Annotated in this window: 17 protein-coding genes; 9 read left to right on the top strand and 8 right to left on the bottom strand. The window is 72.9% G+C overall.

Going from position 1 to position 23078, the window contains the following annotated elements; translation table 11 throughout:
- Positions 1 to 8 precede the first annotated feature (8 nt).
- The gene (locus FBZ33_RS29490) at positions 9 to 1187 is read left to right on the top strand and encodes a MarP family serine protease (RefSeq protein WP_141911616.1); all 1179 of its coding nucleotides are present in this window, start codon (positions 9 to 11) and stop codon (positions 1185 to 1187) included.
- Between the two features lie 13 nt (positions 1188 to 1200).
- On the opposite strand, the gene FBZ33_RS29485 is transcribed toward FBZ33_RS29490, so the two are convergent.
- From FBZ33_RS29485 to eccCa, 4 genes are all read right to left on the bottom strand, one after another.
- On the bottom strand, positions 1201 to 1908 hold the full coding sequence (locus FBZ33_RS29485) for a phosphatase PAP2 family protein (RefSeq protein ID WP_141911614.1): 708 nt from the start codon (positions 1906 to 1908) through the stop codon (positions 1201 to 1203).
- Between the two features lie 37 nt (positions 1909 to 1945).
- On the bottom strand, positions 1946 to 2737 hold the full coding sequence (locus tag FBZ33_RS29480; protein WP_141911612.1) for a phosphatase PAP2 family protein: 792 nt from the start codon (positions 2735 to 2737) through the stop codon (positions 1946 to 1948).
- A gap of 52 nt (positions 2738 to 2789) precedes the next feature.
- Entirely contained in the window at positions 2790 to 4130 is a 1341-nt protein-coding gene (gene mycP, locus FBZ33_RS29475) for a type VII secretion-associated serine protease mycosin (RefSeq protein WP_141911610.1), read from the bottom strand.
- 74 nt (positions 4131 to 4204) lie between these two features.
- A complete protein-coding gene (gene eccCa, locus FBZ33_RS29470) occupies positions 4205 to 8188 on the bottom strand; it encodes a type VII secretion protein EccCa (RefSeq protein ID WP_141911608.1) in 3984 nt (1327 codons plus the stop codon).
- A 101-nt stretch (positions 8189 to 8289) separates the two neighbouring features.
- Between eccCa and eccD the strand changes: the two genes are divergently transcribed.
- Positions 8290 to 9693 carry a type VII secretion integral membrane protein EccD gene (gene eccD / locus FBZ33_RS29465; protein ID WP_141911606.1) on the top strand — a complete coding sequence of 468 codons (1404 nt, stop codon included), beginning with the start codon at positions 8290 to 8292 and terminating at the stop codon, positions 9691 to 9693.
- Between the two features lie 32 nt (positions 9694 to 9725).
- On the opposite strand, the gene FBZ33_RS29460 is transcribed toward eccD, so the two are convergent.
- Complete coding sequence (locus FBZ33_RS29460; RefSeq protein WP_099849144.1) at positions 9726 to 10232, bottom strand: inorganic diphosphatase; 507 nt, start codon at positions 10230 to 10232, stop codon at positions 9726 to 9728.
- 299 nt (positions 10233 to 10531) lie between these two features.
- On the opposite strand from FBZ33_RS29460, the gene dacB reads away from it, so the two are divergent.
- The 3 genes from dacB (at position 10532) to tilS (ending at position 14445) form a co-directional block, all read left to right on the top strand.
- Positions 10532 to 12268: a D-alanyl-D-alanine carboxypeptidase/D-alanyl-D-alanine-endopeptidase gene (dacB, locus tag FBZ33_RS29455; protein ID WP_370453057.1), complete on the top strand. Its 1737-nt coding sequence runs from the start codon at positions 10532 to 10534 to the stop codon at positions 12266 to 12268.
- A gap of 103 nt (positions 12269 to 12371) precedes the next feature.
- Complete coding sequence (locus tag FBZ33_RS29450; protein WP_141911602.1) at positions 12372 to 13442, top strand: zinc-dependent metalloprotease; 1071 nt, start codon at positions 12372 to 12374, stop codon at positions 13440 to 13442.
- 10 nt (positions 13443 to 13452) lie between these two features.
- Positions 13453 to 14445 carry a tRNA lysidine(34) synthetase TilS gene (gene tilS / locus FBZ33_RS29445; protein ID WP_141911600.1) on the top strand — a complete coding sequence of 331 codons (993 nt, stop codon included), beginning with the start codon at positions 13453 to 13455 and terminating at the stop codon, positions 14443 to 14445.
- A 7-nt stretch (positions 14446 to 14452) separates the two neighbouring features.
- On the opposite strand, the gene FBZ33_RS29440 is transcribed toward tilS, so the two are convergent.
- Positions 14453 to 15415, bottom strand: coding sequence for a GlxA family transcriptional regulator (locus FBZ33_RS29440; RefSeq protein ID WP_099849138.1), 963 nt, complete (start codon positions 15413 to 15415; stop codon positions 14453 to 14455).
- A gap of 150 nt (positions 15416 to 15565) precedes the next feature.
- On the opposite strand from FBZ33_RS29440, the gene FBZ33_RS32985 reads away from it, so the two are divergent.
- From FBZ33_RS32985 to folE, 4 genes are all read left to right on the top strand, one after another.
- Positions 15566 to 15703: a hypothetical protein gene (locus FBZ33_RS32985; protein WP_185755438.1), complete on the top strand. Its 138-nt coding sequence runs from the start codon at positions 15566 to 15568 to the stop codon at positions 15701 to 15703.
- 100 nt (positions 15704 to 15803) lie between these two features.
- Positions 15804 to 16379 carry a hypoxanthine phosphoribosyltransferase gene (gene hpt, locus FBZ33_RS29435; RefSeq protein WP_141911598.1) on the top strand — a complete coding sequence of 192 codons (576 nt, stop codon included), beginning with the start codon at positions 15804 to 15806 and terminating at the stop codon, positions 16377 to 16379.
- Positions 16380 to 16908: 529 nt separating this feature from the next.
- The gene (gene ftsH / locus FBZ33_RS29430; protein ID WP_088950543.1) at positions 16909 to 18927 is read left to right on the top strand and encodes an ATP-dependent zinc metalloprotease FtsH; all 2019 of its coding nucleotides are present in this window, start codon (positions 16909 to 16911) and stop codon (positions 18925 to 18927) included.
- Positions 18928 to 18962: 35 nt separating this feature from the next.
- Complete coding sequence (gene folE / locus FBZ33_RS29425; protein ID WP_141911596.1) at positions 18963 to 19622, top strand: GTP cyclohydrolase I FolE; 660 nt, start codon at positions 18963 to 18965, stop codon at positions 19620 to 19622.
- Between the two features lie 89 nt (positions 19623 to 19711).
- Here folE and FBZ33_RS29420 read toward each other — a convergent pair whose 3' ends face one another.
- Together FBZ33_RS29420 and FBZ33_RS29415 are read right to left on the bottom strand one after the other, a co-directional pair.
- On the bottom strand, positions 19712 to 20431 hold the full coding sequence (locus FBZ33_RS29420) for a hypothetical protein (protein WP_141911595.1): 720 nt from the start codon (positions 20429 to 20431) through the stop codon (positions 19712 to 19714).
- Between the two features lie 28 nt (positions 20432 to 20459).
- A complete protein-coding gene (locus FBZ33_RS29415) occupies positions 20460 to 23021 on the bottom strand; it encodes an FtsK/SpoIIIE domain-containing protein (protein WP_141911593.1) in 2562 nt (853 codons plus the stop codon).
- Positions 23022 to 23078 lie beyond the last annotated feature (57 nt).

The raw sequence follows: 23078 nt of genomic DNA, 5'->3' as shown, positions 1-23078 counted from the left end.
CTTGACCCGTGTCCGTCGTGGATCTCGTCCTCCTGCTGCTCATGCTCGTGTTCGCGATCAGCGGATACCGCCAGGGTTTCGTCATCGGCATCACGTCGCTGTCAGGCTTCTTCCTGGGTCTGCTGCTGGGCCTCCAGCTCGGGCCGCTGTTCGCCAGACAGTTCGTGGATGCCGGCACCCGCGTTCTGATCTCGCTCGTCGCGATCTTCGGGTTGGCCGTGGTCGGGCAGGCGCTGGCGGGTTGGCTCGGCTCGCACCTGCGTAAGACCATCACCAGCGACGTGGGCAAACGGGTCGACGACGTGGGTGGGGCGTTCGTCTCACTGCTCGCGGTGCTGCTGCTCGCCTGGCTGGTCGCGGTGCCGCTCGGCTCGTCCTCGGTGCCCTGGCTCGCCGCCGCGGTGCGCAACAGCGCCTTGATCTCGGTGGTCAACCGGGTCGTGCCGGAGCAGGCCCACCAGTTGTCGACCGCGCTGGAGGACACCGTCGACACCGACGGGTTCCCGGACGTCTTCGGTGACCTCACGCCCACCCGGGCCCGGCAGGTCGACCCACCGGACCCGGCACTGGCCGGCTCGCAGGTCGTCGTCAACGGCCAGAAGTCGGTCGTCAAGGTGCTCGGCTCGGCGCCCAGCTGTTCGCGCCGCATCGAGGGCTCCGGCTTCGTGTACGCCGACGACCGGGTGATGACCAACGCGCACGTCGTCGCCGGCACCCGCTCGGTCGCTGTGGAGCTGGGCGGCGAGCGGTACGAGGGCAAGGTGGTGGTCTACGACCCGGACCGGGACCTGGCCGTGCTGCTCGTGCCCGGGCTGCCCGGCCCGTCCCTGCGGTTCGCCGTCGGCAACGCGGGCAGCGGCTCCGACGCCATCGTGCTGGGCTTCCCGCTCGACGGCCCCTACAACGCGCAGTCGGCGCGGGTCCGCGACGTCGACCGGATCAAAGGCCCGGACATCTACTCGTCCGGCGACGTCACCCGGGAGATCTACACCATCCGAGCGCTGGTTCGCAGCGGCAACTCCGGCGGCCCGCTGCTCTCCGCCAACGGCGTGGTGCTCGGCGTGATCTTCGCGGCGGCGGCCGACGACCCGAACACCGGCTTCGCGGTGACCGCCGCGGAGGCCCGCCCGGTGGCGTTGGCCGGCGCCGAACGCAACCGGCAGGTCGCCACCGGCGAGTGCACCTGAGAGCCGCGCGGGGTCAGCTTCGGGTCGACAGCGCCGGCCGCCCCACGGTCGGCAGCTTCGCCCGCCCCCACCGCAGCCCCCGGTCGAGGACGGCCCGAGCCATGATCAAGACGCAGGTGCCGCCGTTGAGGAAGGACGCCACCACGTCGCTCGGGTGGTGCATCCCCCGGTACATCCGGGTCAGCGCCACCCCCAACGGCACCGTCAGCAGCAGGCTCCACCAGGCGACCTTCGCCCCGGTGCTGCGCGCCCGCAACGCCATCAGCACGGCAATGCCGACGTAGAGCGCCACCGCCGCGGAGGTGTGCCCGGACGGGAAGCTCGACGTGGGCGGTGAGACATCCATGTGCTCCACCGCCGGCCGCTGCCGATCGATCGCCAGCGTGGTCAGCAGGAACACCAGCGCCTGGGCGATCACCGCCGCGCACAGGAACAGCGGCTCCCGCCAGCGCTTCAACCAGAGCCGCAGCGCCAGCGCCACCAACACCGTGACCACGACGATCATCTGGGTGCTGGCCAGCGTGCTGAACACCAGAGAGACGTCGTTCCATCCGCCGGTGCGGTCGGCGGCCAACTCCCGGTTCACCGCGTCTTCCACTGTGAACGGCCAGGTTCGGGCGAACACGCGGGTGACCAGCATCCCGAGCAGGACCATGACGCCGAGCAGGAGGGACACCGGCAGCAGCACCCGGCGGACGATCTGGAGCGCGGTCTCGGACATGTGCCGCCCATTACCCTGCCGACCTCCTCGGCACGCCTCAGGCCGATCCCGGGTGCCGCTCCACCTCGGGAGCGACGCCGTCACGGGTGGGTCGGACCGGCCGGAGGCCGGTGTGCGCCCGCCAACTGGTGAACGCGGCGGTGGTCGCCGCCAGCACCGCCACACCGAGCAGCCAACCGCCCAGCACGTCACTGGCGAAGTGCACGCCGAGCGCCACCCTGCTCAGCCCGGTCAGCACGGTGATCAGCAGCGCGGCGGCCCAGAGCGCGACCCGCGCCGCCCCCCGCCCGGCGAACGGCAGGAACACCAGCAGAAGCACCCCGGCGGCCAGGGTGGCGTTCGACGCGTGCCCGGAGGGGAACGAGTAACCGGCGGCCCGTGCCACCGGGTCTAGCAGCTCCGGCCGGTCCCGGCCGACGAGCAGTTTGAGGAGCGGACCGATCAGCCCACCGACCACCATGGTGGTGGTCGCCCAGAGGGCCAGCCGGCGGGCGCCCCGGCGCAGCAGCCAGATCACCAGGACCAGTGCGACGGCGCGCAGCGGCATCGGGGCGAACACCTCGGTCCAGATCCGCATCAGCGTGACCCAGGCCGGGTAATCGAGCGCGTAACCGTGCAACGCGTGGGTGACCGCCGTGTCCAGCCGGTGCAGCGGCGCCCAGGCGCCGAGCACCAGCAGTGTGAGCAGCGCGAAGGGCACCAACACCAGAAACGCCGCCGTCGCGGCCAGCGTCAGCCGCAGACCCAGCGAATGGTCCGGATCAAGTCGGCGCCGCCGCCAGGACGGCTGGCCGGCGGGGGCGAGGGTGGGCGGCCGGTGCGTACTCATGCGTCGGTTCTACCCGACCGGGCGGTCGGTCAGGCCTGACGGTGGGCAGCGATCAGCGGGCCCGTTGCCGGAGCCGGCGCACCACCAGGGCGGCGCCCCCGACCAGGGCGACGATCAGCACGACTCCGGTCCACAGCTGCTCCGGTGCCGAGGTGTCCTGGCCGCCCGCCGCCCGGGCCGTCCACCTGGTCTGCTGGCGGGGTGCGGCGAGACCGAGCGGGTCGCTGCCGGCGCCGGCCACCGGCTCGTCGTCGGCCGAGCCGGGGGCGGGGCCGAAACCCGTCACGCCCGGCGACGTCTGGTCGTCCAGTGGGTTGGCGGTCACCGGCGGCACCTGGGCGGTCAGCGCGGCCACCGGGTCGACCACCCCGTACCCGAAGCGGTCGTCCCGCCCGGTCGGGCCGAGGTCCCGGGCGGTGGCCAGCAACCGGTTGACGACCTCGCCGGCGGGCATCTGCGGGTAGCGGGAGCGGACCAGCGCGGCGGTGGCCGTCACCAGTGGCGCGGCGAAGCTGGTGCCCTGCACCCGCCAGTACCCGTCGGGAGACTTGGCGCCGACGAGCCCGCTGGCGGGAGCGGTGAGCACCGTCGCCTGGCCGGTGATCGACCCGGACCACAGGTTGTCGCTGCTGCGTTCGAGGCCGGCGACCGCGATCACGCCAGGCTCGCGGGCCGGGTACCAGACCTTGGTGCTCGTGGAGGTCGCCAGGTTGCCGGTGCAGGCGATCACGACCACGTCCCGCACGAACGCGTAGTCCAGGGCCGCGGCCAGGGCCGGGCTGTCGCCGCTGCCGCCCAGCGACAGGTTGATCACGCGGGCACCGTTGTCGACGGCCCACCGGACCCCCTGGGCGACGATCAACGCGTCGTCGTAGCGGTTCTGCTCGTCGAGCACCCGGACCGGCAGGATCCGGGCGTCCGGTGCCAGGCCGACCACGCCTCGTTTGTCGTCGCTGCGCCCGGCGATCAGGCCGGCGACGGTCGTGCCGTGCCCCACCGGATCCGGACCAGCCCCACCTGCGGGGCCGACCAGATCCTTACCGGGCAGCACCTGGCCGACCAGGTCGGGATGGTTGCCGTCCACTCCGGAGTCGACCACCGCGACGATCACGCCCCGGCCGGTCGAGCTGCGCCAGGCCGTGTCGGCCCGCAACTCGTCGAGCTGCCACTGCTCGTCGCGGACCTGGTCGGTGCGGGTGACGGTGTCACCGGGGGCGAACGCCATCGGCGCGCCGGCGAGCTGTCCGCCGTTGGTGGGCGCGGCGACGGGGGCGGCCGCCGCGGTCGGGGCCACGACAGCGAGCGCCGCGGCCACACCGAGCAGCGCCCGGCCTGCCGTCCGGCGGGCCACTGACGGACCGCTGTGCCGAACCCCAGTCACATCCTCAGCCATTCATCCCGACGGAACCATGACGATCGGAGATTACCGGTTTCCCCACCTGTCACGGGAAGAACCGGCGAGTCAGGTCACGGTGGCGGAAGTTGCGCGAGCTGAACGAGGCGTACGCCCTCTCGCCGGGTGACCAGTCGGCCACGGCCCGGCGGCAGCGGGCCGGGTCGCACCGATCCGACGAGTGCGCCCTCCTCGGGGCTGCCCGCCATCACCAGACCAGCTGTGGACAGCTCCCGCAGTCGCTGCACTATCGGCTCGTACTGGGCACGGCCCGCGCCACCGGAGCGACGGGCCAGCACCAGGTGCAGCCCGACGTCACGGGCGTGCGGCAGGTGCTCCTCCAGCGCCCGCAGCGGGTTCGCAGGACCGGACGCCACCAGGTCGTAGTCGTCCACCAGCACGAACAGCTCCGGGCCAGACCACCAGGAGCGGTCCCGCAGTTGTTGCGGGGTGACCTCCGGCCCGGGGGCCCGCCGTTCCAGATAGCCGGCGGCCGACTCGACCAGCTCGGCGGTGTGCGCCGCAGCGGTGCCGTACCCGATCAGGTGTGGCGTCTCGATGGCACCCAGCAGGCTGCGCCGGTAGTCGACCAGGATCACCCGGGCCTGCTCGGGAGTGAACCGGGTCGTGATCGACGTGGCCAGCGCGCGCAGGAACGAGGACTTGCCGCACTCCGAGTCCCCGAAGATCACGAAATGTGGCTCGGTGGCGAAGTCGAGCAGCACCGGGCGCAGGTCCGCCTCCGCGATCCCGATCGGCAAGCGCAGCCCGGTCGTCGCGGCGAGGTCCAGATCGGCGTACGGCAGCACGGGCGGGAGCAGCCGGACCCGGGGCGCCGGAGGACCCGCCCACCCGTCGGCAGCCCGTTTGACCAGGTCGGCGGTGTCCCCGTTGGTGGCGGCGAGCTGAGGTAGCGCGGTGAGGAAGTGCAGCCCTTCCGCGGTCACCCCTCGACCCGGACGCTCCGGCACGTTCGCCGCCGCACGCCTGGCCACGAGCGAGTCGGACGGGTCGCCGAGGCGCAACTCCAGGCGGGAGCCGAACAGGTCCCGGATCGCCGGGCGGAAGTCCAGCCAGCGCAGAGCGGTGGCGACCACGTGCAGCCCGTACGACAGGCCCCGGGTGGCCAGGTCGGTGACCAGGGGCTCCAGGTCGTCGTACTCGCCTCGGACGGTGCTCCAACCGTCGATCACCAGGAACACGTCACCGAACGGGTCGGTGCCCGGCTGGTTGGTCGTTCCCGCCGCGGCGCGGCGCTGCCGGTACGTGGCCATCGACTCCACGCCCAGCTCCGCGAAGCGGCGCTCCCGATCGGCCAGCAGGGTGGTCATCTCGCCGACGGTGCGCCGGACGGCGGTCGGGTCGGCCCGGCCGGTGACCCCGCCCACGTGCGGAAGGTCGCGCAGCGCGGCCAACCCGCCACCACCGAAGTCCAGGCAGTAGACCTGCACCTCGGCCGGTGTGTGGGTGAGCGCCAGCGCGCAGATCAGCGTGCGCAGCGCTGTGGACTTGCCGCTCTGCGGCGCGCCGACCAGCGCGACGTGCCCGGCGGCGCCGTCCAGGGCCAGCCAGAGCAGGTCCCGGCGTTGCTCCAACGGCTTGTCCACGACGGCCAGCGGCACGCCGAGTGCGCCGTGCAGCTCCGGGTTGCCCACTGTCAGGCCGCGTTGCGGGTTCACCTCGACCGGGCCGAGCAGCTCGTCCAGGGTCGGCGGCTGACCGAGCGGCGGGAGCCAGACCTGGTGCGCCGGTGGGCCCTGCCCGACGAGCCGGTCCACCAGCAGGTCGAGCAGTGTGCCCCTGCCCTCCTCCTCGGCGACGACGGGCACGACCGGGGCGGTCGGCTCGGGGACCGGCACGACGTGGGTGGTGAAGGTGAGCAGCCGCGCGCCGCCCTCGACGGCGACGCCGGCCGTCGCGCTCCGACGGCGGACGGCACCGGAGACGTACGCGGCCTTGAACCGGGCCAGCGGGTCGGTGCCGGCGCGCAGGTAGCCGTGGCCGGGCGAGCGGGGCAGCTCGTGCGCGTCCGGCACCCCGAGCACCGTGCGGGACTCCAGTGCGGAGAAGGTGCGCAGTCCGATCCGGTACGACAGATGGGTGTCCAGCCCGCGAAGCCGTCCCTCCTCAAGTCGCTGACTGGCGAGCAGCAGGTGCACACCGAGGGACCGGCCCAGCCGGCCGATCTGCACGAACAGGTCGATGAAGTCGGGCTTGGCGGAGAGCAGCTCGGAGAACTCGTCGCAGATCAGCAGCAGCGACGGCAGCGGGGCCAGTGGGCTGCCGGCCGCCCGGGCCCGCTCGTAGTCGCGCACGCTGGCGAAGTTGCCGGCGCGCCGCAGCAGCTCCTGGCGGCGGACCAGCTCCCCGTTGATGGCGTCGACCATCCGGTCGACCAGGGGCAACGCGTCGGCCAGGTTGGTGATCACGGCCGCGGTGTGCGGCAGCCGGTCGAACGAGGTGAAGGTGGCACCACCCTTGAAGTCGACCAGCACGAAGTTGAGCTGCTCGGAGCTGTGCGTGGCCGCCAACCCCAGCACCAGCGTGCGGAGCAGCTCGGACTTGCCGGAACCGGTCGCCCCGATGAGCAGGCCGTGCGGGCCCATCCCGTCCTGGGCGGACTCCTTGAGGTCCAGTTCGATGGCACCGCCGTCGGTGCCCACCCCGATCGGCACCCGCAGCCGCTCCCGCGCCGAGCGTGGCAGCCAGCCCTGCTCGGCCGTGAAGCTCTCCGGGTCGCCGAGACCGAGCAGCTCGGGAAGGCCAAGGTCGGCCTGGAGCGGGGCGTCCGGCCCGCGTGCCGTACCGGCGAGCCGGAGCGGCGCCAACCGTCGGGCGACCGCCTCGGCGTCGGCGAGGTCGAGCTGGTCGGCGATGCCCACCTCGGCATGCCCGTCGGACGACCGCGAGTGCAGTCTCCGGCCGTGCAGCTCCAGCAGCAGCGCGTACCGGTCGAGCAGCCGGGGCGGCGGAGTGTCCAGGTCCAGCACGGTGACCGCGTCGATGCCGCCGTCACCGGTGAGGTCACTGGCCCCGGTCAGTTCGCCGCCGTCGAGGACCACCACCACGTGCGGGCCGTCGGTGGCCGGGCCGGCCGGGCTGAACCGGGAGCGGCTGGCCAGCACGTCGGCCAGCAACGCTTCCAGCTCGGCGGCGGAGCTGGTCACCAGTCGTACCGGGCCGAGCGCGTCGGTGCGGCTGGGGTGATGGGCGTGCGGAAGCCATTTCACCCACTCCCAGCAGGTGCGGCGTTCCGGTCCCGCGCACACCGCGACGAGCAGCTCGTCGGGGGCGTGGAAGACCGCGAGTTGGGTCAGCACGGCCCGGGCCAGCGCCTGCGCCCCCGGGTCGCCGGTGGGCGGCCCGCTGATGGCCGGCCCGCCACCCCCGGTGCGGCCGGCAGGCCGGACGTGCACCCGGGCGAAGCTGCGCAGCGACAGCGCCACCGGCAGGTCCGGCACCACGGAGTACGCGTCCAGGAAGCGACGCAACGCGCCGGCGGTCATCGGCTCCAGCTCCTCCAGTGGCCGGGTGACCGGTGGGACGAGCGGGGTGGCCAGTGTCTGTGGCCCGACGGCGACCCGCACCACCGCGAAGTCCGGGTCGGCGGGGCGCCGCTCCCAGACCCGGTGGCTGTCCACCGTCGACCAGAGCCCGCCCGGGTCCGGGTGCCGGTAGAAGAGCCCGGCCCGCTGCTGCCCGGCGGTCCGCCGTACCCGCCGGCGCAGCGTGGCCAGGTGCCGCAGGTACTCCCTGCGGGCGGCCATCATCTCGGACTTCTTCGGGGTGCCGGAGGCGCTGCCCCAGGACGTCACCAACATCGCCAGCGAGGACAGCCCGAACATCCCACCCACCACGTACGAATAGGCGCCACCGCCCCGGCCGAACATCATGGCCATTGCCACCGTGCCGCCGAGCATGGGCAGCAGCATGAGCATCTGCTGCCACCGCCCGCCGGCCACCACGGGAATCTCCGGTGGGGCCTCGACCGGCAGCTCGCCGCCGGGGATCTCCGGCGCTGGTCGACGTGGCGGACGCTTGATGACGACGGTGGACACTCGGCCTCCTGACAGCGCTGGGTAACCCGAGCCGGACTCATGGTAGGTAAAGTCCTGTCGTCCGCGCAGCCTCCGATCCCCCTCGATATGGAGACCAGTCGATGACTACCGGGCTGGCACGCGTCACCATCAGCGCGCCGCAACGACGGGTGGACGTCGCCCTGCCGGAGCAGGTGCCCCTGGCCGAGCTGCTGCCCGACGTGCTCCGGCACGCCGGTGTCGGGCTGGCCGACGACGGCGAACAGCACGGCGGCTGGGTCCTGCGCCGCACCGACGGCGCGTTGCTCGCGACCGCCCAGGCGCTGCTTCCCCAGGGCGTCCGCGACGGCGAGGTGCTGCACCTGGTGCCGGCCCGCGCGCACTGGCCCGAGCTGGAGTACGACGACGTGGTCGAGGCGATCGCCGACGGTGCCCGTCGCCGGGGCGGCGCATGGTCGCCCGCCGCCACCCGGGCCGCCGGTCTGGCCGGTGCCGGCGTGCCGCTCGCCGTCGGGCTGCTCGCCCTGCTCGCCGGTGGGCCGACGTACCGGCCGGGCTGGCTGGCGGCCGCTGCCGTGGCGCTGCTGCTCACCGTGGCCGGCGCGGTGGCCTCCCGCGCCAACGGCGACGGCACCGCCGGGGCCACGCTCGGCGGCTACGCGCTGCCGTACGCGTTCACGGCCGGCGCCCTCGCGGTCGGCTCCGGCGACCCGGTCGTGCCGTTCGGGCCGGCCCGCTGGGTGGGAGCTCCCGAGCTGCTGGCCGGCTCGGTGGCGCTGCTGCTGGTGGCCTTGATCGGCCTGCTCGGGGTGGCCAGCCGGCTGAGGGTCTTCGTGGCCGGTGTCACGGTTGGGCTGACCGGCGCCTGCGCAGCGCTCGGTGGGCTGCTGCTGACCCCGGCCGGCACGGCGGCGGTGCTGCTCAGCGCACTGGTCTTCGCCGTCGGCGTGATCCCGCTGCTGGCCATCCGGCTGGGCAAGTTGCCCCTGCCGCCCATCACCCTGCCGACCTCGGCCCTCGCCGAAGAGCCGGAGCGGGCCCGGGACCTGCCGGACCGGAGTCGGGTACACGCCGCGGTGACCCGCACCGAGGAGATGCTCACCGGGATGTTGATCGGGCACGCCCTGCTGGCGGTGGCCGCGGCGGTCGTCCTGGGGGCGGTCGGCGGAACGGCCGGCCGGGTGCTCGTGGCGGTCACCTCGGCCGTGCTGCTGCTGCGGTCGCGGCTGTTCGTGGCACTGCGACACCGGGTCCCGACGGTGCTCGCCGGGCTGGCCGGCTACGCGGTGCTGGGCGTGGCACTTGTCGGCCGGGCCGACGACACGGGGCGGCTGGCGCTGGTCCTGGGCTCTGCGGCGCTGGCCCTGGTGGCCGCCGTGGCCGGCACCTCGTACGCCCGTCGGCCGGTCTCGCCCTACGTCGGAAGGGTCGCGGACCTCACCGACACGGCCCTGGTGGTCGCCGTGGTGCCGATCGCCTGCGCGGTGCTCGACCTGTACGACCGAGCCCGGGGGCTGCTCGGTTGAGCGGCCCCCGGGCCCGGTGCGTCAGCGATCGGTCAGTGCATGGATTCGCCGCGCGCCTCAGCGTCCCGGGCCCGCTTGTAGCTGGCGTGGATCTCGGCCTCGGCCTCGGTGCGGCCGACCCAGGTCGCGCCCTCCACCGACTTGCCGGGCTCCAGGTCCTTGTACACCTCGAAGAAGTGCTGGATCTCCAGGCGGTCGAACTCGCCGAGGTGGTGGATGTCGCGCAGGTGCTCCTGGCGAGGATCCTCGTAGGGCACGCAGAGGACCTTGTCGTCCCCGCCCTTCTCGTCGGTCATCCGGAACATGCCGATGGTGCGGCAGCGGATCAGGCAGCCCGGGAAGGTCGGCTCGGGGACGAGCACCAGCGCGTCCAGCGGGTCGCCGTCCTCACCCAGAGTGCCCTCGATGAACCCGTAGTCGGCCGGGTACTGAGTCGAGGTGAAGAGGGTGCGATCCAGCCGGATTCGGCCGGTCTTGTGGTCCACCTCGTACTTGTTCCGGTGACCTTTGGGGATCTCAACCGTCACGTCGAAATCCATCTGCACGCTCCCTCGTCTGCCCACGCTGGCTAACGGAACCACTGGCGGCCCTCCGGACAGGTGAATGCCCACCCGCCGACTCCGGCCGCCGCATAGTCTTCGGACCGAAGTAGTGTCACCCAAGCCGATTTTCGCTGGGGGAGGAGGGGGTCGTGGGGAGGGAAGATTCACACTACCGCCCGGACGGGGGCTCCGCGCACGGTACCGGACGATCCGGATCCGGCGGTGCGACGGGACGGGTCCCGGTGCCCGACGCCCACCTCCCACGGGCCCCCGAACCGGCGAACCCGGGCTCGGGGATGCCCGAGCGGCCCGCGCCGCTGCCCTGGCGCTCGCCGACCGGGTCGCCCCCGCCCAGCCCGAATCCGGGTCGCTTTCCGGTGGTCGGTGGCGACCGGCCGGTGAGCGGTCCGTCGCGCGGCAGCGCTTCGGTTCCGGTCAGCCCCGCCGCGGGCGGCCCGTCGCGTGGGAGCGCTTCGGTTCCGGTCAGTCCGGCACCGACCGGCCCGCAGGGCCCCGGTCCGAGTGACCCCGGCCGGGTTCCACCGCTGGGTCCGCCGGTCTCCGCACTGCCCGCGCCCGGTGACGCCGGGCCTGCGCCCGCGTCCGTCGCGCCGCGCCGCCGACGGCTACCTGTGGTGTTGGCGGCCGTGCTGCTGCTGGTGCTCGCCGGCGTCGGAGTCGTCGTCGCCCGGCCCGGCCCGGTCGCCGGGTGGCTGGGCGACGAGCCCGAGTCTGCGTCGAACGCCGCCGGGGCGACCCCGGAGCCCAACCCGTCGGACGTGCTGGCCGGCCCGGACCCGAACGCCCCGGTGCCCACCCCCGACGGGGTACGTGCCGCGCTCGACCCGCTGGTCGGCGCCGCCGTCCTGGGCAGCCGGGTGAACGTCTCGGTGGCCGACGTGATTTCCGGCCAGACGCTGTTCGCCAAGGGGGCGGACGACGGCACCGTGCCCGCCTCGGTGACCAAGCTGGCGACCGCGGTGACCGTCCTGGCGGCCCGGGAACCCGGTTACCGCATACCCACTCGCGCGGTGGCCGGCGCGAAGGCCGGCGAAGTGGTGATCATCGGAGGCGGCGACCCGACCCTGGCGATCGACAAGAAGGGCTACTACCCGGGAGCTGCGCGCCTCGACGACCTGGCCGCCCAGGTGCGCACCGCGCTCGGCGGCACCACCCCGACCAGCGTGACAGTGGACGGCTCGGTCTATTCCGGCCCGGTCTACGGCCCGGGCTGGGACGCCGACATCCCCACCGGCGGGTCCGGGGGCGCGGTGACCGCGTTGATGACCGACGGCGGGCGCAGGGACCCGGGCGCCGAACACGGGGCCGCCGAGCGGTTCGCCGAGCCGGACCTGGCCGCCGGCAAGTCGTTCGCCCGACTGCTCGGCGTGCCCACCGACGCCGTGAAGCGTGGCGCGGCGCCGGCCCAGGCCGCCGCCGGTGGCACCCCGGCACCGGGCACCGAGCTGGGCGTGGTGCAGTCCCCACCGCTGATCCGGATGGTCGACATCATGATCAGTGAGAGCGACAACCTGGTGGCCGAGGCGCTGGCCCGTCAGGTCGCGCTGGCCCGCAACCAGCCGGCCTCATTCGACGGGGGCGCCGCCGCGATGGACGCGGAGGTGGCCGAGCTGGGCCTGCCGGCGGACGAGATCACCCTCTCCGACGGCAGCGGGCTGTCCCGACGCAACCGGATCAGCCCGTCGCTGCTGACCGACCTGGTCCGGCTGGCGGCCAGCCCGGACCACCCGGAGTTGGCCGGCGTGTTCGGTGGTCTGCCGGTGGGCGGCTGGTCCGGGACCTTGGATGAGCGCTACCGCACCGCACCCGGCACCGCTCCCGGTGCGGGCAGCGTCCGGGCCAAGACCGGCACGCTGACCGCCGTGCACTCCATCGCGGGCCTGGTCACCACCGCAGACGGTCGGCTGCTCACCTTCGCGGTGCTCACCGACCAGGTGCCGGGCGGCAAGGAAACCGCCCAACCGGCGCTGGACCGGATCGCCGCCGCCCTGGCCGGCTGCGGCTGCCGCTGACCGTCGCCGGTCGCGGGTCTCCGCGCCTGCCGGCCACCGCCATCGGCGTCGATCGAGGGCGCGAGGCCGGGCCGGGGTGTCGCGGCGCGGGTACGGTGGGTCCATGGCGCAGTTCGTGGACTGGGATCTGGCCGCCGCCACCGCGGGGGCGCTGAGCAAGTCGGGCCCCCGGGTGTCGTACACCGAGGCCACCGACGTGGTCGGTGACCTGCGTCGGCTGACCGACGAGGCGGCCGGGCACGTGGCCGACTACACGGGGCTGAAGGCGCAGGTGGCGCACCCGCCGGTGCGGGTGGTCGACCGGCGTGACTGGGCCGCGACCAACATCGCCGGTCTCCGCGAGGTGATCACTCCGCTGGTGAGCCGGCTCTCCGGTGACAAGCAGCCGGGCGCGTTGACCGAGGCGATCGGGTCCCGGTTGACCGGCGTCCAGGCCGGCACCGTGCTGGCGTACCTCTCCGGCCGGGTGCTCGGCCAGTACGAGGTCTTCTCGGCCGACCCGGGCCAACTGCTGCTGGTCGCACCGAACATCGTCGAGGTGGAGCGCAAGCTCGGCGCCGACCCCCGGGACTTCCGGCTCTGGGTCTGCCTGCACGAGGTGACCCACCGCACCCAGTTCACGGCGGTGCCGTGGATGCGCGCGTACTTCCTGAGCGAGGTGCAGGCCTTCGTGGACGCCTCGTCCAGCGGCGGCGAGCACATGGTCGAGCGCCTGCGGCGGGGGGTTTCCACGCTGTCCGACGTGGTCCGCGACCCGGACAGCCGCACGAGCGTGCTGGACATCGTGCAGACCCCCGCGCAGAAGGCCGTACTGGACCGTCTCACCGCCCTGATGACCCTGCTGGAGGGGCACGCCGAGTTCGTCATGGACGGCGTCGGCCCCCAGGTGATCCCCAGCGTGGAGCGGATCCGGGCGTCGTTCAACCGGCGCCGGGAGGCGGGCAACCCGGTGGAGAAGGCGATCCGCCGGCTGCTCGGGGTGGACGTCAAGATGCGCCAGTACGCCGAGGGACGCAAGTTCGTCCACGGTGTAGTGGAACGGGTCGGCATGGAGGGGTTCAACTCGATCTTCAACTCGCCGCTCACCCTGCCCCGGCTGTCGGAGTTGGGTGACCCGGACGCCTGGGTCGCCCGGGTGCACGGCCCGGCCGGCACCATCCCGGCCGCTGGCTGATCACCCGCCGGTGGCCGCGCTCGCCCCGCCGGTGGCCGCGATCCGGGTGGCGGTTCGCCGCGCTCTGACCGGTCTGTCGTCCAACGGGCCGGTGCTGGTCGCCTGCTCCGGCGGCGCCGACTCGCTCGCCCTCGCGGCAGCCACCGTGTTCGTGGCGCCTCGGCTGGGCCGCAGCGCGGTGCTCGTCACCGTCGACCACGGCTTGCAGGACGGCTCCACCGAGCGCGCCGAGGCGGTGGCCGCCTGGGGCCGCGAGGTCGGGTTCTCGTCGACGACAGTGGTGCCGGTGGAGGTGGCCGGGCGCCCAGGTGGGCCGGAGGCGGCCGCCCGGGAGGCCCGCTACGAGGCATTGGCCGAGGCGGCCCAACAGCAGAACGCGGTAGCGGTGCTGACCGGGCACACCCGCGACGACCAGGCGGAGACGGTGCTGCTCGCCCTTGCCCGGGGCGCCGGCCCCCGCGGGTTGGCCGGGATGCCCGCCCGGCGGGAGTTGGACGGCGTGCCGCTGCTGCGCCCTCTGCTGGAGATCAGCCGGGACCAGACACGGGCCGCGTGCGCCGTGCTGGGGCTGAGCCCATGGCAGGACCCGCACAACGCCGACCCGTCGTACGCCCGGTCCCGGGTGCGGGCCGACCTGCTGCCGGCGCTGGTACGCGCGCTCGGTCCCGGCGTGGTGGACAACCTCGCGCGTACCGCCCGGCTGGTGGCGGCCGACAACGCCGCGCTGGACGAGTTGGCGGAAACGGCACTGGCGGCGGTCCGGCACCCTGCCGGCGGCCTGTCGGTGCCGGAGCTGGTCGGCCTGGTCCCCGCGGTGCGTGGCCGGGTGCTGCACTCCTGGGCACGTGAGCTGGGCGCCCTGCCGGGGGCGCTGTCGCACCGGCACGTCGCCGCGCTGGACGCGCTGGTCACCGACTGGCACGGCCAGGGCCCGACCGATCTGCCGGGCGGTGTCCGGGTGCTCCGCCGCGCCGACCGACTGTCACCCGTCATCCCGGGCTGAGTCCTGGTCAGGCGCTGTGCGCCCGGTCCCGGAAGGTGGTCCGGTAGCTGTGCGGGGTCGCACCGACCCGGCGGCTGAAGTGGTGCCGCAGCGCCGCAGCGTCGCCGAAGCCGGCCTGGTCGGCGACCGCCTCCACGCTCAAAGGGGTCTCTTCGAGCAGCCGTCGGGCGAGGAGCACCCGCTGGTTGGTCAGCCAGTCGTGCGGGGTGGTGCCGGTCTCGGCGCGGAAACGGCGGGCGAACGTGCGAGGCGCCATCCCGGCACGGGCGGCCAGCTCTTCCACGGTGATCGCCCGGTCCAGGTGACCCATCAGCCACTCCAGCACCGGCTCCAGGGTGGGCGCCTCGGGTGCCTTCGGGATGGGCGCCTCGACGTACTGGGACTGACCGCCGTCGCGGTGCGGTGGGACCACCATCCGCCGGGCCAGTCGGGTCGCGGTGGCCGAGCCGTGCTCCTGGCGGATCAGGTGCAGGCAGGCGTCGATGCCGGCTGCGGTGCCTGCACTGGTGAGCAGGCGACCGTCCTGGACGTAGAGCGAGTTGCAGCGCACCCGGGCGAGCGGGTGGCGGCGTTGCAACTCGTCCACGTACCGCCAGTGGGTCGTGCACTCCCGGCCGTCGAGCAGGCCGGCCTCGCCGAGCAGGAAGGCGCCCGAGCAGACGCTGAACAGGTGCGCGCCGCGCGCGTCGGCCCGGCGCAACGCGTCCAGCACCGGGCCGGGAACTGTGGTGCCCTGGCTGTGCGCGGGGATGGCCACCAGGTCGGCCTCGTCGACCGGGCCGAGGTCGGCGTGCGGGGTGAGGTGGAAGCCGGACGACGTACGCACCGGAGCACCGTCGGGGCTGCACACCTGGAAGCGGTAGCCGGGGAAACCGTCGGCGGTGCGGTCGGTGCCGAACACCTCGGCGAGCACGCCGAGCTCGAAGGGGGCGACCTGGTCGAGAGCGAGAACGGCGATGGACCGGAGCATGTGACGAGGGTAACCCGACGGGTGGCAGTAAATCGATGACCAATGGCATTGCTGCCACTGTCCGGTCGGCGTGAGTGGTCGCAGACTGGTCTCAGTCCGGTGCGCACCGGCGGCGAAACCGACAGCAATCATGCGAAAGCGAGCGCCGCCATGGAGTTCCTGTTCTTCCTCCTGTTCCTCGTCCTGCTCGTCGCCGCCTCGGCCGCCGGCCTCACCGCCGACAGCCACGACTCGGCCGACTGGAAGCCCACCGACGACGGCCGCCGCTGGCGGTCACGCACCAACTGATGTGATTAGCGTAATTTGCCGAGAAAATCCCCGGCGGGACCGCGCCAAAAGGTGCGGCCCCGCCGACGGAGGCCATCCGACGTACGGCAGGCTAGGAGTCATGGCTGACGGCTCCTGGTACGACGCCGACATCGACCACGTGATCATCTCGGAGGCGCAGATCCGCGAGAAGACGGCGGAGCTGGCCAAGCAGGTCTCCGCCGACTACTCCCACGTGACTGACGGCCTGCTGCTGGTGTGCGTACTCAAGGGCGCGGTGATGTTCATGGCGGACTTCGCCCGGGCGTTGGGCCGCAACGGCCCGCCGGCCGAGCTGGACTTCATGGCCATCTCCTCCTACGGCCAGGGCACCACCTCCTCCGGGGTGGTCCGCATCCTCAAGGACCTGGACCGGGACATCGCCGGCCGGCACGTGGTGGTCGTCGAGGACATCGTCGACTCCGGGCTCACCCTCTCCTGGCTGCTGCGCTACCTGGAGTCGCGTTCGGCGGCCAGCGTCGAGGTGGTCGCGCTGTTCCGCAAGCCGGACGCGGTCAAGGTGCCGGTCCCGGTGAAGTACGTCGGCTTCGACATCCCCACCGAGTTCGTGGTCGGGTACGGCCTGGACTTCAGTGAGCGCTACCGGGAGCTGCCGTACGTCGGTGTGCTCAAGCCCGAGGTCTACGCCCGCTCCTGACGCGGGACGCGAGCTGTCGGGGTGACCCGGTGGCGTCGTGAGGCCAACTCGCATCGGCATCCATCAAGCCGACGTTCAGCGCGCTCTCAGCTCTTGCGGTTACCGTGGACCACGGTGGCCCGGAGGTAACTCCGCGCTCGACCCCCTCGACCGCGTGACCGGGCGTTCAGGTGGCCGGGCAGGACTCCCCGCCACGCCGGTTCCTACCCGGACCCGCCGTACGTTCGGTGCCGGGCTGGTGGGCCTGCCCACGGTGCGTGCCGTCGATCCCGAAGGTGCGCCTGGTGTGGAGGCTCGCAAGCTCGCTTCTCGCGTACGCGCGGCTTTTGATGGTGCACGACTGCGGGGCTCGCAAGCTCACTCCTCGCGTACACGGTGTACCGTCGAATGACCGCGGCGCGGCAGTTTCGCGCCTCGGGGTCGAGGCCGGCCCGCACGGCGGCTCCGGCTGCCGCTCACCGCGGCGACACCATCAGACGGTCAGGACGTCGATCAGGAGGATGCGGGCGCCCCGGCGCTCGACAACAGTATGGAACGTACGCGTTTCTTCCGCCGACCGGTGGTCTGGATCATCCTGGTCATCCTCGGCGCCGTTGTGCTCAGTCAGCTGTTCACCGCTGGTCCCAGCTACCACCGCGTGGACACTTCCGTTGCGCTCGATCAGCTGCACACCGCCAAGATCAACAAAGTTGTCTTCCAGGACAAGGAGCAGACGCTCCAGCTCGACCTGGCCCAGAAGACCAAGTTCGGTAAGACCGAGACCAACAAGATCGAGGCTCAGTTCCCGTACCAGGCTGGCGACCAGATCTGGAACGAGGTGCTGGACGCCAAGGCGAACAACCGGGTCACCGGCCCGGCCGACGCCAAGGTCTCGTCGGACAGCATCTGGGTGAGCCTGCTGGTCAACCTGCTGCCGATCGCGCTGCTCGTGCTCCTGCTGCTGTTCTTCATGTCGCAGATGCAGGGCGGCGGCTCCCGGGTGCTCAACTTCGGCAAGTCCAAGGCCAAGATGATCACCAAGGACACTCCGAAGACGACCTTCGCGGATGTCGCGGGTGCCGAGGAGGCCGTCGAAGAGCTGTACGAGATCAAGGACTTCCTGCAGAACCCGGCGAAGTACCAGGCCCTGGGCGCCAAGATCCCGAAGGGCGTGCTGCTGTTCGGCCCGCCCGGCACCGGCAAGACGCTGCTGGCCCGCGCGGTCGCCGGCGAGGCCGGGGTGCCCTTCTACTCCATCTCCGGCTCCGACTTCGTGGAGATGTTCGTCGGCGTTGGCGCCAGCCGGGTCCGTGACCTGTTCGAGCAGGCCAAGACGAACGCCCCGGCGATCGTCTTCGTCGACGAGATCGACGCCGTCGGCCGGCACCGTGGCGCAGGCATGGGCGGCGGCCACGACGAGCGGGAGCAGACGCTCAACCAGCTGCTCGTCGAGATGGACGGCTTCGACACCAAGGGTGGAGTCATCCTGATCGCGGCCACCAACCGGCCGGACATCCTCGACCCGGCGCTGCTGCGCCCGGGCCGGTTCGACCGGCAGATCCCGGTGGACGCCCCCGACATGGAGGGCCGCAAGGCAATCCTGCGGGTGCACGCCAAGGGCAAGCCGTTCACGCCCGACGTCGACCTCGACGCGGTGGCCCGTCGCACGCCGGGCTTCAGCGGCGCCGACCTGGCCAACGTGATCAACGAGTCGGCCCTGCTCACCGCTCGTAAGGAGCAGCGGGCTATCACCAACGACTCGCTGGAAGAGTCGATCGACCGGGTGGTCGCCGGTCCGCAGCGACGGACCCGGGTGATGAGCGACAACGAAAAGAAGATCACCGCGTACCACGAGGGTGGGCACGCGCTGGTCGCCTGGGCGCTGCCGCACGCCGCGCCGGTGCACAAGGTGACGATCCTGTCGCGTGGCCGCTCGCTGGGCCACACCCTGGTGCTCCCGACCGAAGACAAGTACACCCAGACCCGCGCCGAAATGATCGACACCCTGGCGTACGCGCTGGGCGGCCGGGCCGCCGAGGAGCTGGTCTTCCACGAGCCCACCACTGGTGCCGGCAACGACATCGAGAAGGCCACCCAACTGGCCCGCGCGATGATCACCCAGTACGGCATGAGTTCCAAGCTCGGTGCGATCAAGTACGGCACCAGCGGAGATGAGCCGTTCCTCGGTCGCAACATGGGCCACGAGCGGGACTACTCCGACTCGGTGGCCGCCGAGATCGACGGCGAGATGCGGGCACTGGTCGAGCTGGCGCACGACGAGGCCTGGGAGATCCTGGTGGAATACCGGGACGTCCTGGACAACATCGTGCTCGAGCTGATGGAGAAGGAAACCCTCTCCACGGCCGACATGGCGCGGATCTGCTCCCGGGTGGTCAAGCGCCCGCCGCTGGCTCCGTACAACGGCTTCGGCAAGCGCCAGCCGTCCACCGAGCCGCCCGTGCTCACCCCCGCGGAGAAGGACAAGCTCAAGGCGCAGGCCGAGGCTGACGGCGCGCAGGCGTCCGTCGGTGGCGGGGCGCCGTCCAACAACTCGGACGGCACGCACTGAGCAACGACCCGACGGCCAGCTCCCCACACCGGGAGCTGGCCGTCTCCGCGACCGAACCCGACGACGAGCTCGACTACGTGGCGGCGCGGCTGATCAGCGGCAAGCTGACCGGCCGTCCCGTCGAGGACGCCGTCGACCTTGGCCGGATCGAGAAGGCCGTCCGCGAGATCCTGATCGCCGTCGGTGAGGACCCGGACCGCGACGGGCTCCAGCAGACCCCGGCCCGGGTCGCCCGCGCGTACGCCGAACTCTTCGCCGGCCTGCGGGTCGACCCGGCTCAGGTGCTCAGCACCACCTTCGAGGCCAACCACGAAGAGCTGGTGATCGTCCGGGACATCGACGTGATGAGCCTCTGTGAGCATCACCTGCTGCCGTTCCGCGGCAGCGCGCACATCGGCTACATCCCCGGCCCGGACGGGCGGATCACCGGCCTGTCCAAGCTGGCCCGACTGGTCGAGGTCTTCGCCCGTCGACCCCAGGTGCAGGAGCGGCTCACCTCGCAGGTCGCCGACCTGCTGATGAGCAAGCTCGCCCCACGCGGCGTCGTCGTCGTGCTGGAGTGTGAGCACATGTGCATGGCGATGCGCGGCATCCAGAAGTCCGGTGCCAAGACCATCACCTCAGCCGTGCGCGGCATCCTGCAGACGGACTCCAAGTCGCGGGCCGAGGCGATGGCGTTGATCATCCCCCGCTGACACCCCTGGGCACACCACGGCCGGCCGACCCCTTCCCGGGACGGCCGGCCGGTTCCGTTGCTGCCCGTCCTCCCGGGAGACCCGGTGGGTCAGCCGGCCAGCAGGGCCAGCAACAGGCCTGCCGTGACCAGCACCGCCGGCACCAGGCACACCAGCGCGCCGAAGCGCACCGTACGGTCCAGCCGCTCGGCGGGGCCCACACGGAACAACCGACCGATGCCCACCCACCCGGCGACGAACGCGACCGCCGGCATCGGCAGCCCGCAGATCAACGCCGCCACACTGGCCGGCCCGATCCCCGTGGCCGCGTACACCGCGATCTGGATCAGCGGCACCACCAGCGCGAACGGCCCGTACACCAGGAGGTTGCGGGCCCGTGCCGGCCACGACCCCGGCCGGAACCGGCCGCGCGCGGCCAGGGCCGTGTCCGCCGCCTCGGCCCGACCCCGCGCGGCCCGCAGCGCCGCCAACACCGCAGCTGGGCCGCCCGCCATCGACCGGGCCGCCTCGGTCAGCTCCGGCGGCGACGGCACCAGGGAGATCGCCGGTACGCCCAGCTCCCGCAGAAGTTCCTGCTGACTCGCGAGCCCACTACGGACCACCGTCAGCTCCTCCCGGGCAGCCTCCGCCGACCGGGCCTGCTCACCCGCTGCGGCAGCCGCGCTGCGGCGTACCCCGTCCAGCTGACGTGCCGCGGCCAGATACTCACCCCAGGCCGCGCCGGGCTCGACCGCCGTCGGCGTGGCGTCTCCGCCCGCCGCAGCAGCCCGCTGCCGCCCCGGCCCGGTCACCGTCGCGTTCGGACCCATCTCGACACCCCCCGCTCGCGTCACCGGATCAGCCGGCCTCGTCGGCGAACGGCACCAGGACCCGGCCCCGCTCGTCCGGGCCGTCCCAGAGCACCGCCCGGTCGGGGCGGGCCCGCCACTCCACCGGCCGCCCGAAGACCGGAGTGAGCTGCGCGACCGGCACGTCCAACACGACCACGGCGGCCAGCTTGTCGACCTCGCCCGCCGGCTCGAACAGCGCAGCGAACGGCGGCACCGCCCGCCACCAGCCCAGCAGGTGTCTGCCGGCCGGCGGCCCGTCCCGCAGGAGCGCCCGCAGCCGGTCCACCGGCAGCTCCCGGGGACCCGGCCGGTCCAGGCCGAAGACCACCAGGTACGTCGGCAACTCGTCGGCCGGGTCCGCGAGCAGCGTCGGCAGATCCACCATCTCGGCCGAATGCCGGGCCGCCAACTCGGCCGTCAACGCCTCCGCCAGCGCTCGGGAGCCCGGGTCCGGTGCCGCCACCAGGAAACGGGCGGTGCCCGGCGGGTGATGGTCCGCGGTGCTCCGGGCCGCCGTGACCAGCAGCCCGCCCGCTGCGACACCCGACCCGAGCACCGCCAGGTTGCGCCCGGCCGCAGGCCCCAACGGCACGGCGACCGTCGAGCGGGTCACGTCCACCGCACGACCCAGCAGAGCGGCCGGACCGTGGGCCTGCCCCGCCAGGGCCGCCCGGTGTCGCGGATCGTTGCTCAACAGGGGGCGGGCGTAACCGGCGAAGACCACAGGTGGCACCGAACCGGCCGGCCGGGCCGCCCACAGCTCGTGCCGCAGCGCCTCCACCACATCCGGGTGGTCCTGCGGGTCGGGGTGACGGATCAACCGTTCGTGACCTCGGATCGCGCCCCGGGGACCACCGAGCCCACCAGCGGTGTTGACCACCGCGCTGCCCACCGGCAGACCAGCCGCCGAATCGTTCGTCGGCTCCAACACCGGGCTGCCACCCGGCAACGCCACCCGCACCGGGAACTGCCCGAGCACCGAATCCCGGTGACCGGCATCCGCGCGGGCACTCAACCCCAGCTCACCCGCACCGGCCAGCACCAGATGCACGCCGTACGCCCGCCCGGCCCGGGCCAGCCCGTCCAACTGCGCCGCCACCTCGGCCGCCAACCGGTCCCGTTCGGCGAAGAGCAGCGGCACATTGTCCAACACACAGACGATTCGCGGCAGCTGCCGATGCTGACGCAACTCCGCGAAGCGCTGCCCGCCAGCCCGCGCACCGGCCTCCGTCCGCCGCTGCACCTCCGCCGTCAGCTCGTCGAGCAGATCCCGGACGTACTCCCGGTCGGCGGCCATCGCGGCAGCGCGCACCTGCGGAATCCACGACCGGTCGCGCTCGGTCTGCAGGAACTCCACGAAGGACTCACCGTCACCGAGATCCACCAGGTAGAGCGCCAGATCGTCCGGGCCGTACCGGGCGGCCAGACCGAGCAACGCGTTGGTCAGGAACGCCGCGCGACCCCCGGCGGACCGGCCGCTCACCAGCCAGTGCGGAGTCAGCTCGGTGAAGCCCAACGGCACCGACCGGCCCCCGGCGTCACCGACCGTGGTCGTCAACCCGTCCGCGGAACTCGACTCCCACAGCCGCTCACCCGTCGGCGGCAACAGGGCCGCCAACCCCAGCCGGGAACCCGCCTCGACCTGCTCGGCGAGCCGCCGACAGACCGCATCGACCAGCTCAGCGGGCGGGTCCGACTCGACGAAGACCGGTGAGTTCAACCCACCCGGCGGATCGGCGCCCGGCCCGGCGAAGGACGCCCCCGGCGGATCACCGAGCAACGCGTACGCGTTGCGCAGCACCAACGAGGTGGTGTGCGGCAGCGGCGCCCGGGCCGAATACGGGCCGGCCGGCGGCCAGCCCGCCACCACCAGGTGCAGCCCCGCCGCAGGCCCCTGCTCGGCCAGCGCCTCGATCCGCGTCAGATCACTCGGACCGGTCGAATCCGGCAGCGCCGCGACCACCAACAACAACGTCCGGTCGTGGCGGCGTCGCCCGCTCGCACCCGGCGTGACCCACTGCTCCGCCTCGGTCAGCACCGCACGCAGGCTCGCCACGTCCACCGCCGGCGGCGGCAGCAGGCCAGCATCAGCGAGCGCACCGAACGGCGTCAGCACGACACCCGTGGCATCCACCGCGCGAATCAACAGGGCACCCGCCGGTGCCGCACCCAACAACCGCAGGAGTACGGCCCGGAGCAACCCCGCCACCCGCGGCTCCCGGGCGTCAGCGTCCACGCTCAGATGACCGGTGCCGACCAGTGGCACCAACGCGGGAAAGCGGGCGTCGTCCAACGGCGCTGCCGTGCCGACCCGGACGAACGGCGGCGGACAATCACCCGCCGGAGTGTCCACGGTGAGCGAGTCCAGAGCCGCGCCCGACCAACCCGGCGCCAGTCGTGCCGCAACCTCCCGCAGGCGGTCGGCCGCCTCGTACTGGCGGCGCTGATCGGCCGGAGCGGGTCGGGTCTCGTCCAGGATCCCGGCAGCGGCGGTCGCGACGGCTGCCGCCCGTCGGTGCAGAGCTGCGGCGCGGTTCGTACGTGCCTTCGGACCGGCCACCGCGTCCACCCCCTCTGCCCGAGGTTGGCAACCCCTCCCGAGCAGAGACGGTATCCCAGCCGGGTC

The sequence above is a fragment of the Micromonospora sp. A202 genome, assembly GCF_006715105.1.
GTDB lineage: Bacteria > Actinomycetota > Actinomycetes > Mycobacteriales > Micromonosporaceae > Micromonospora > Micromonospora zamorensis.
This window is presented reverse-complemented; position numbering and strand designations above follow the sequence as displayed.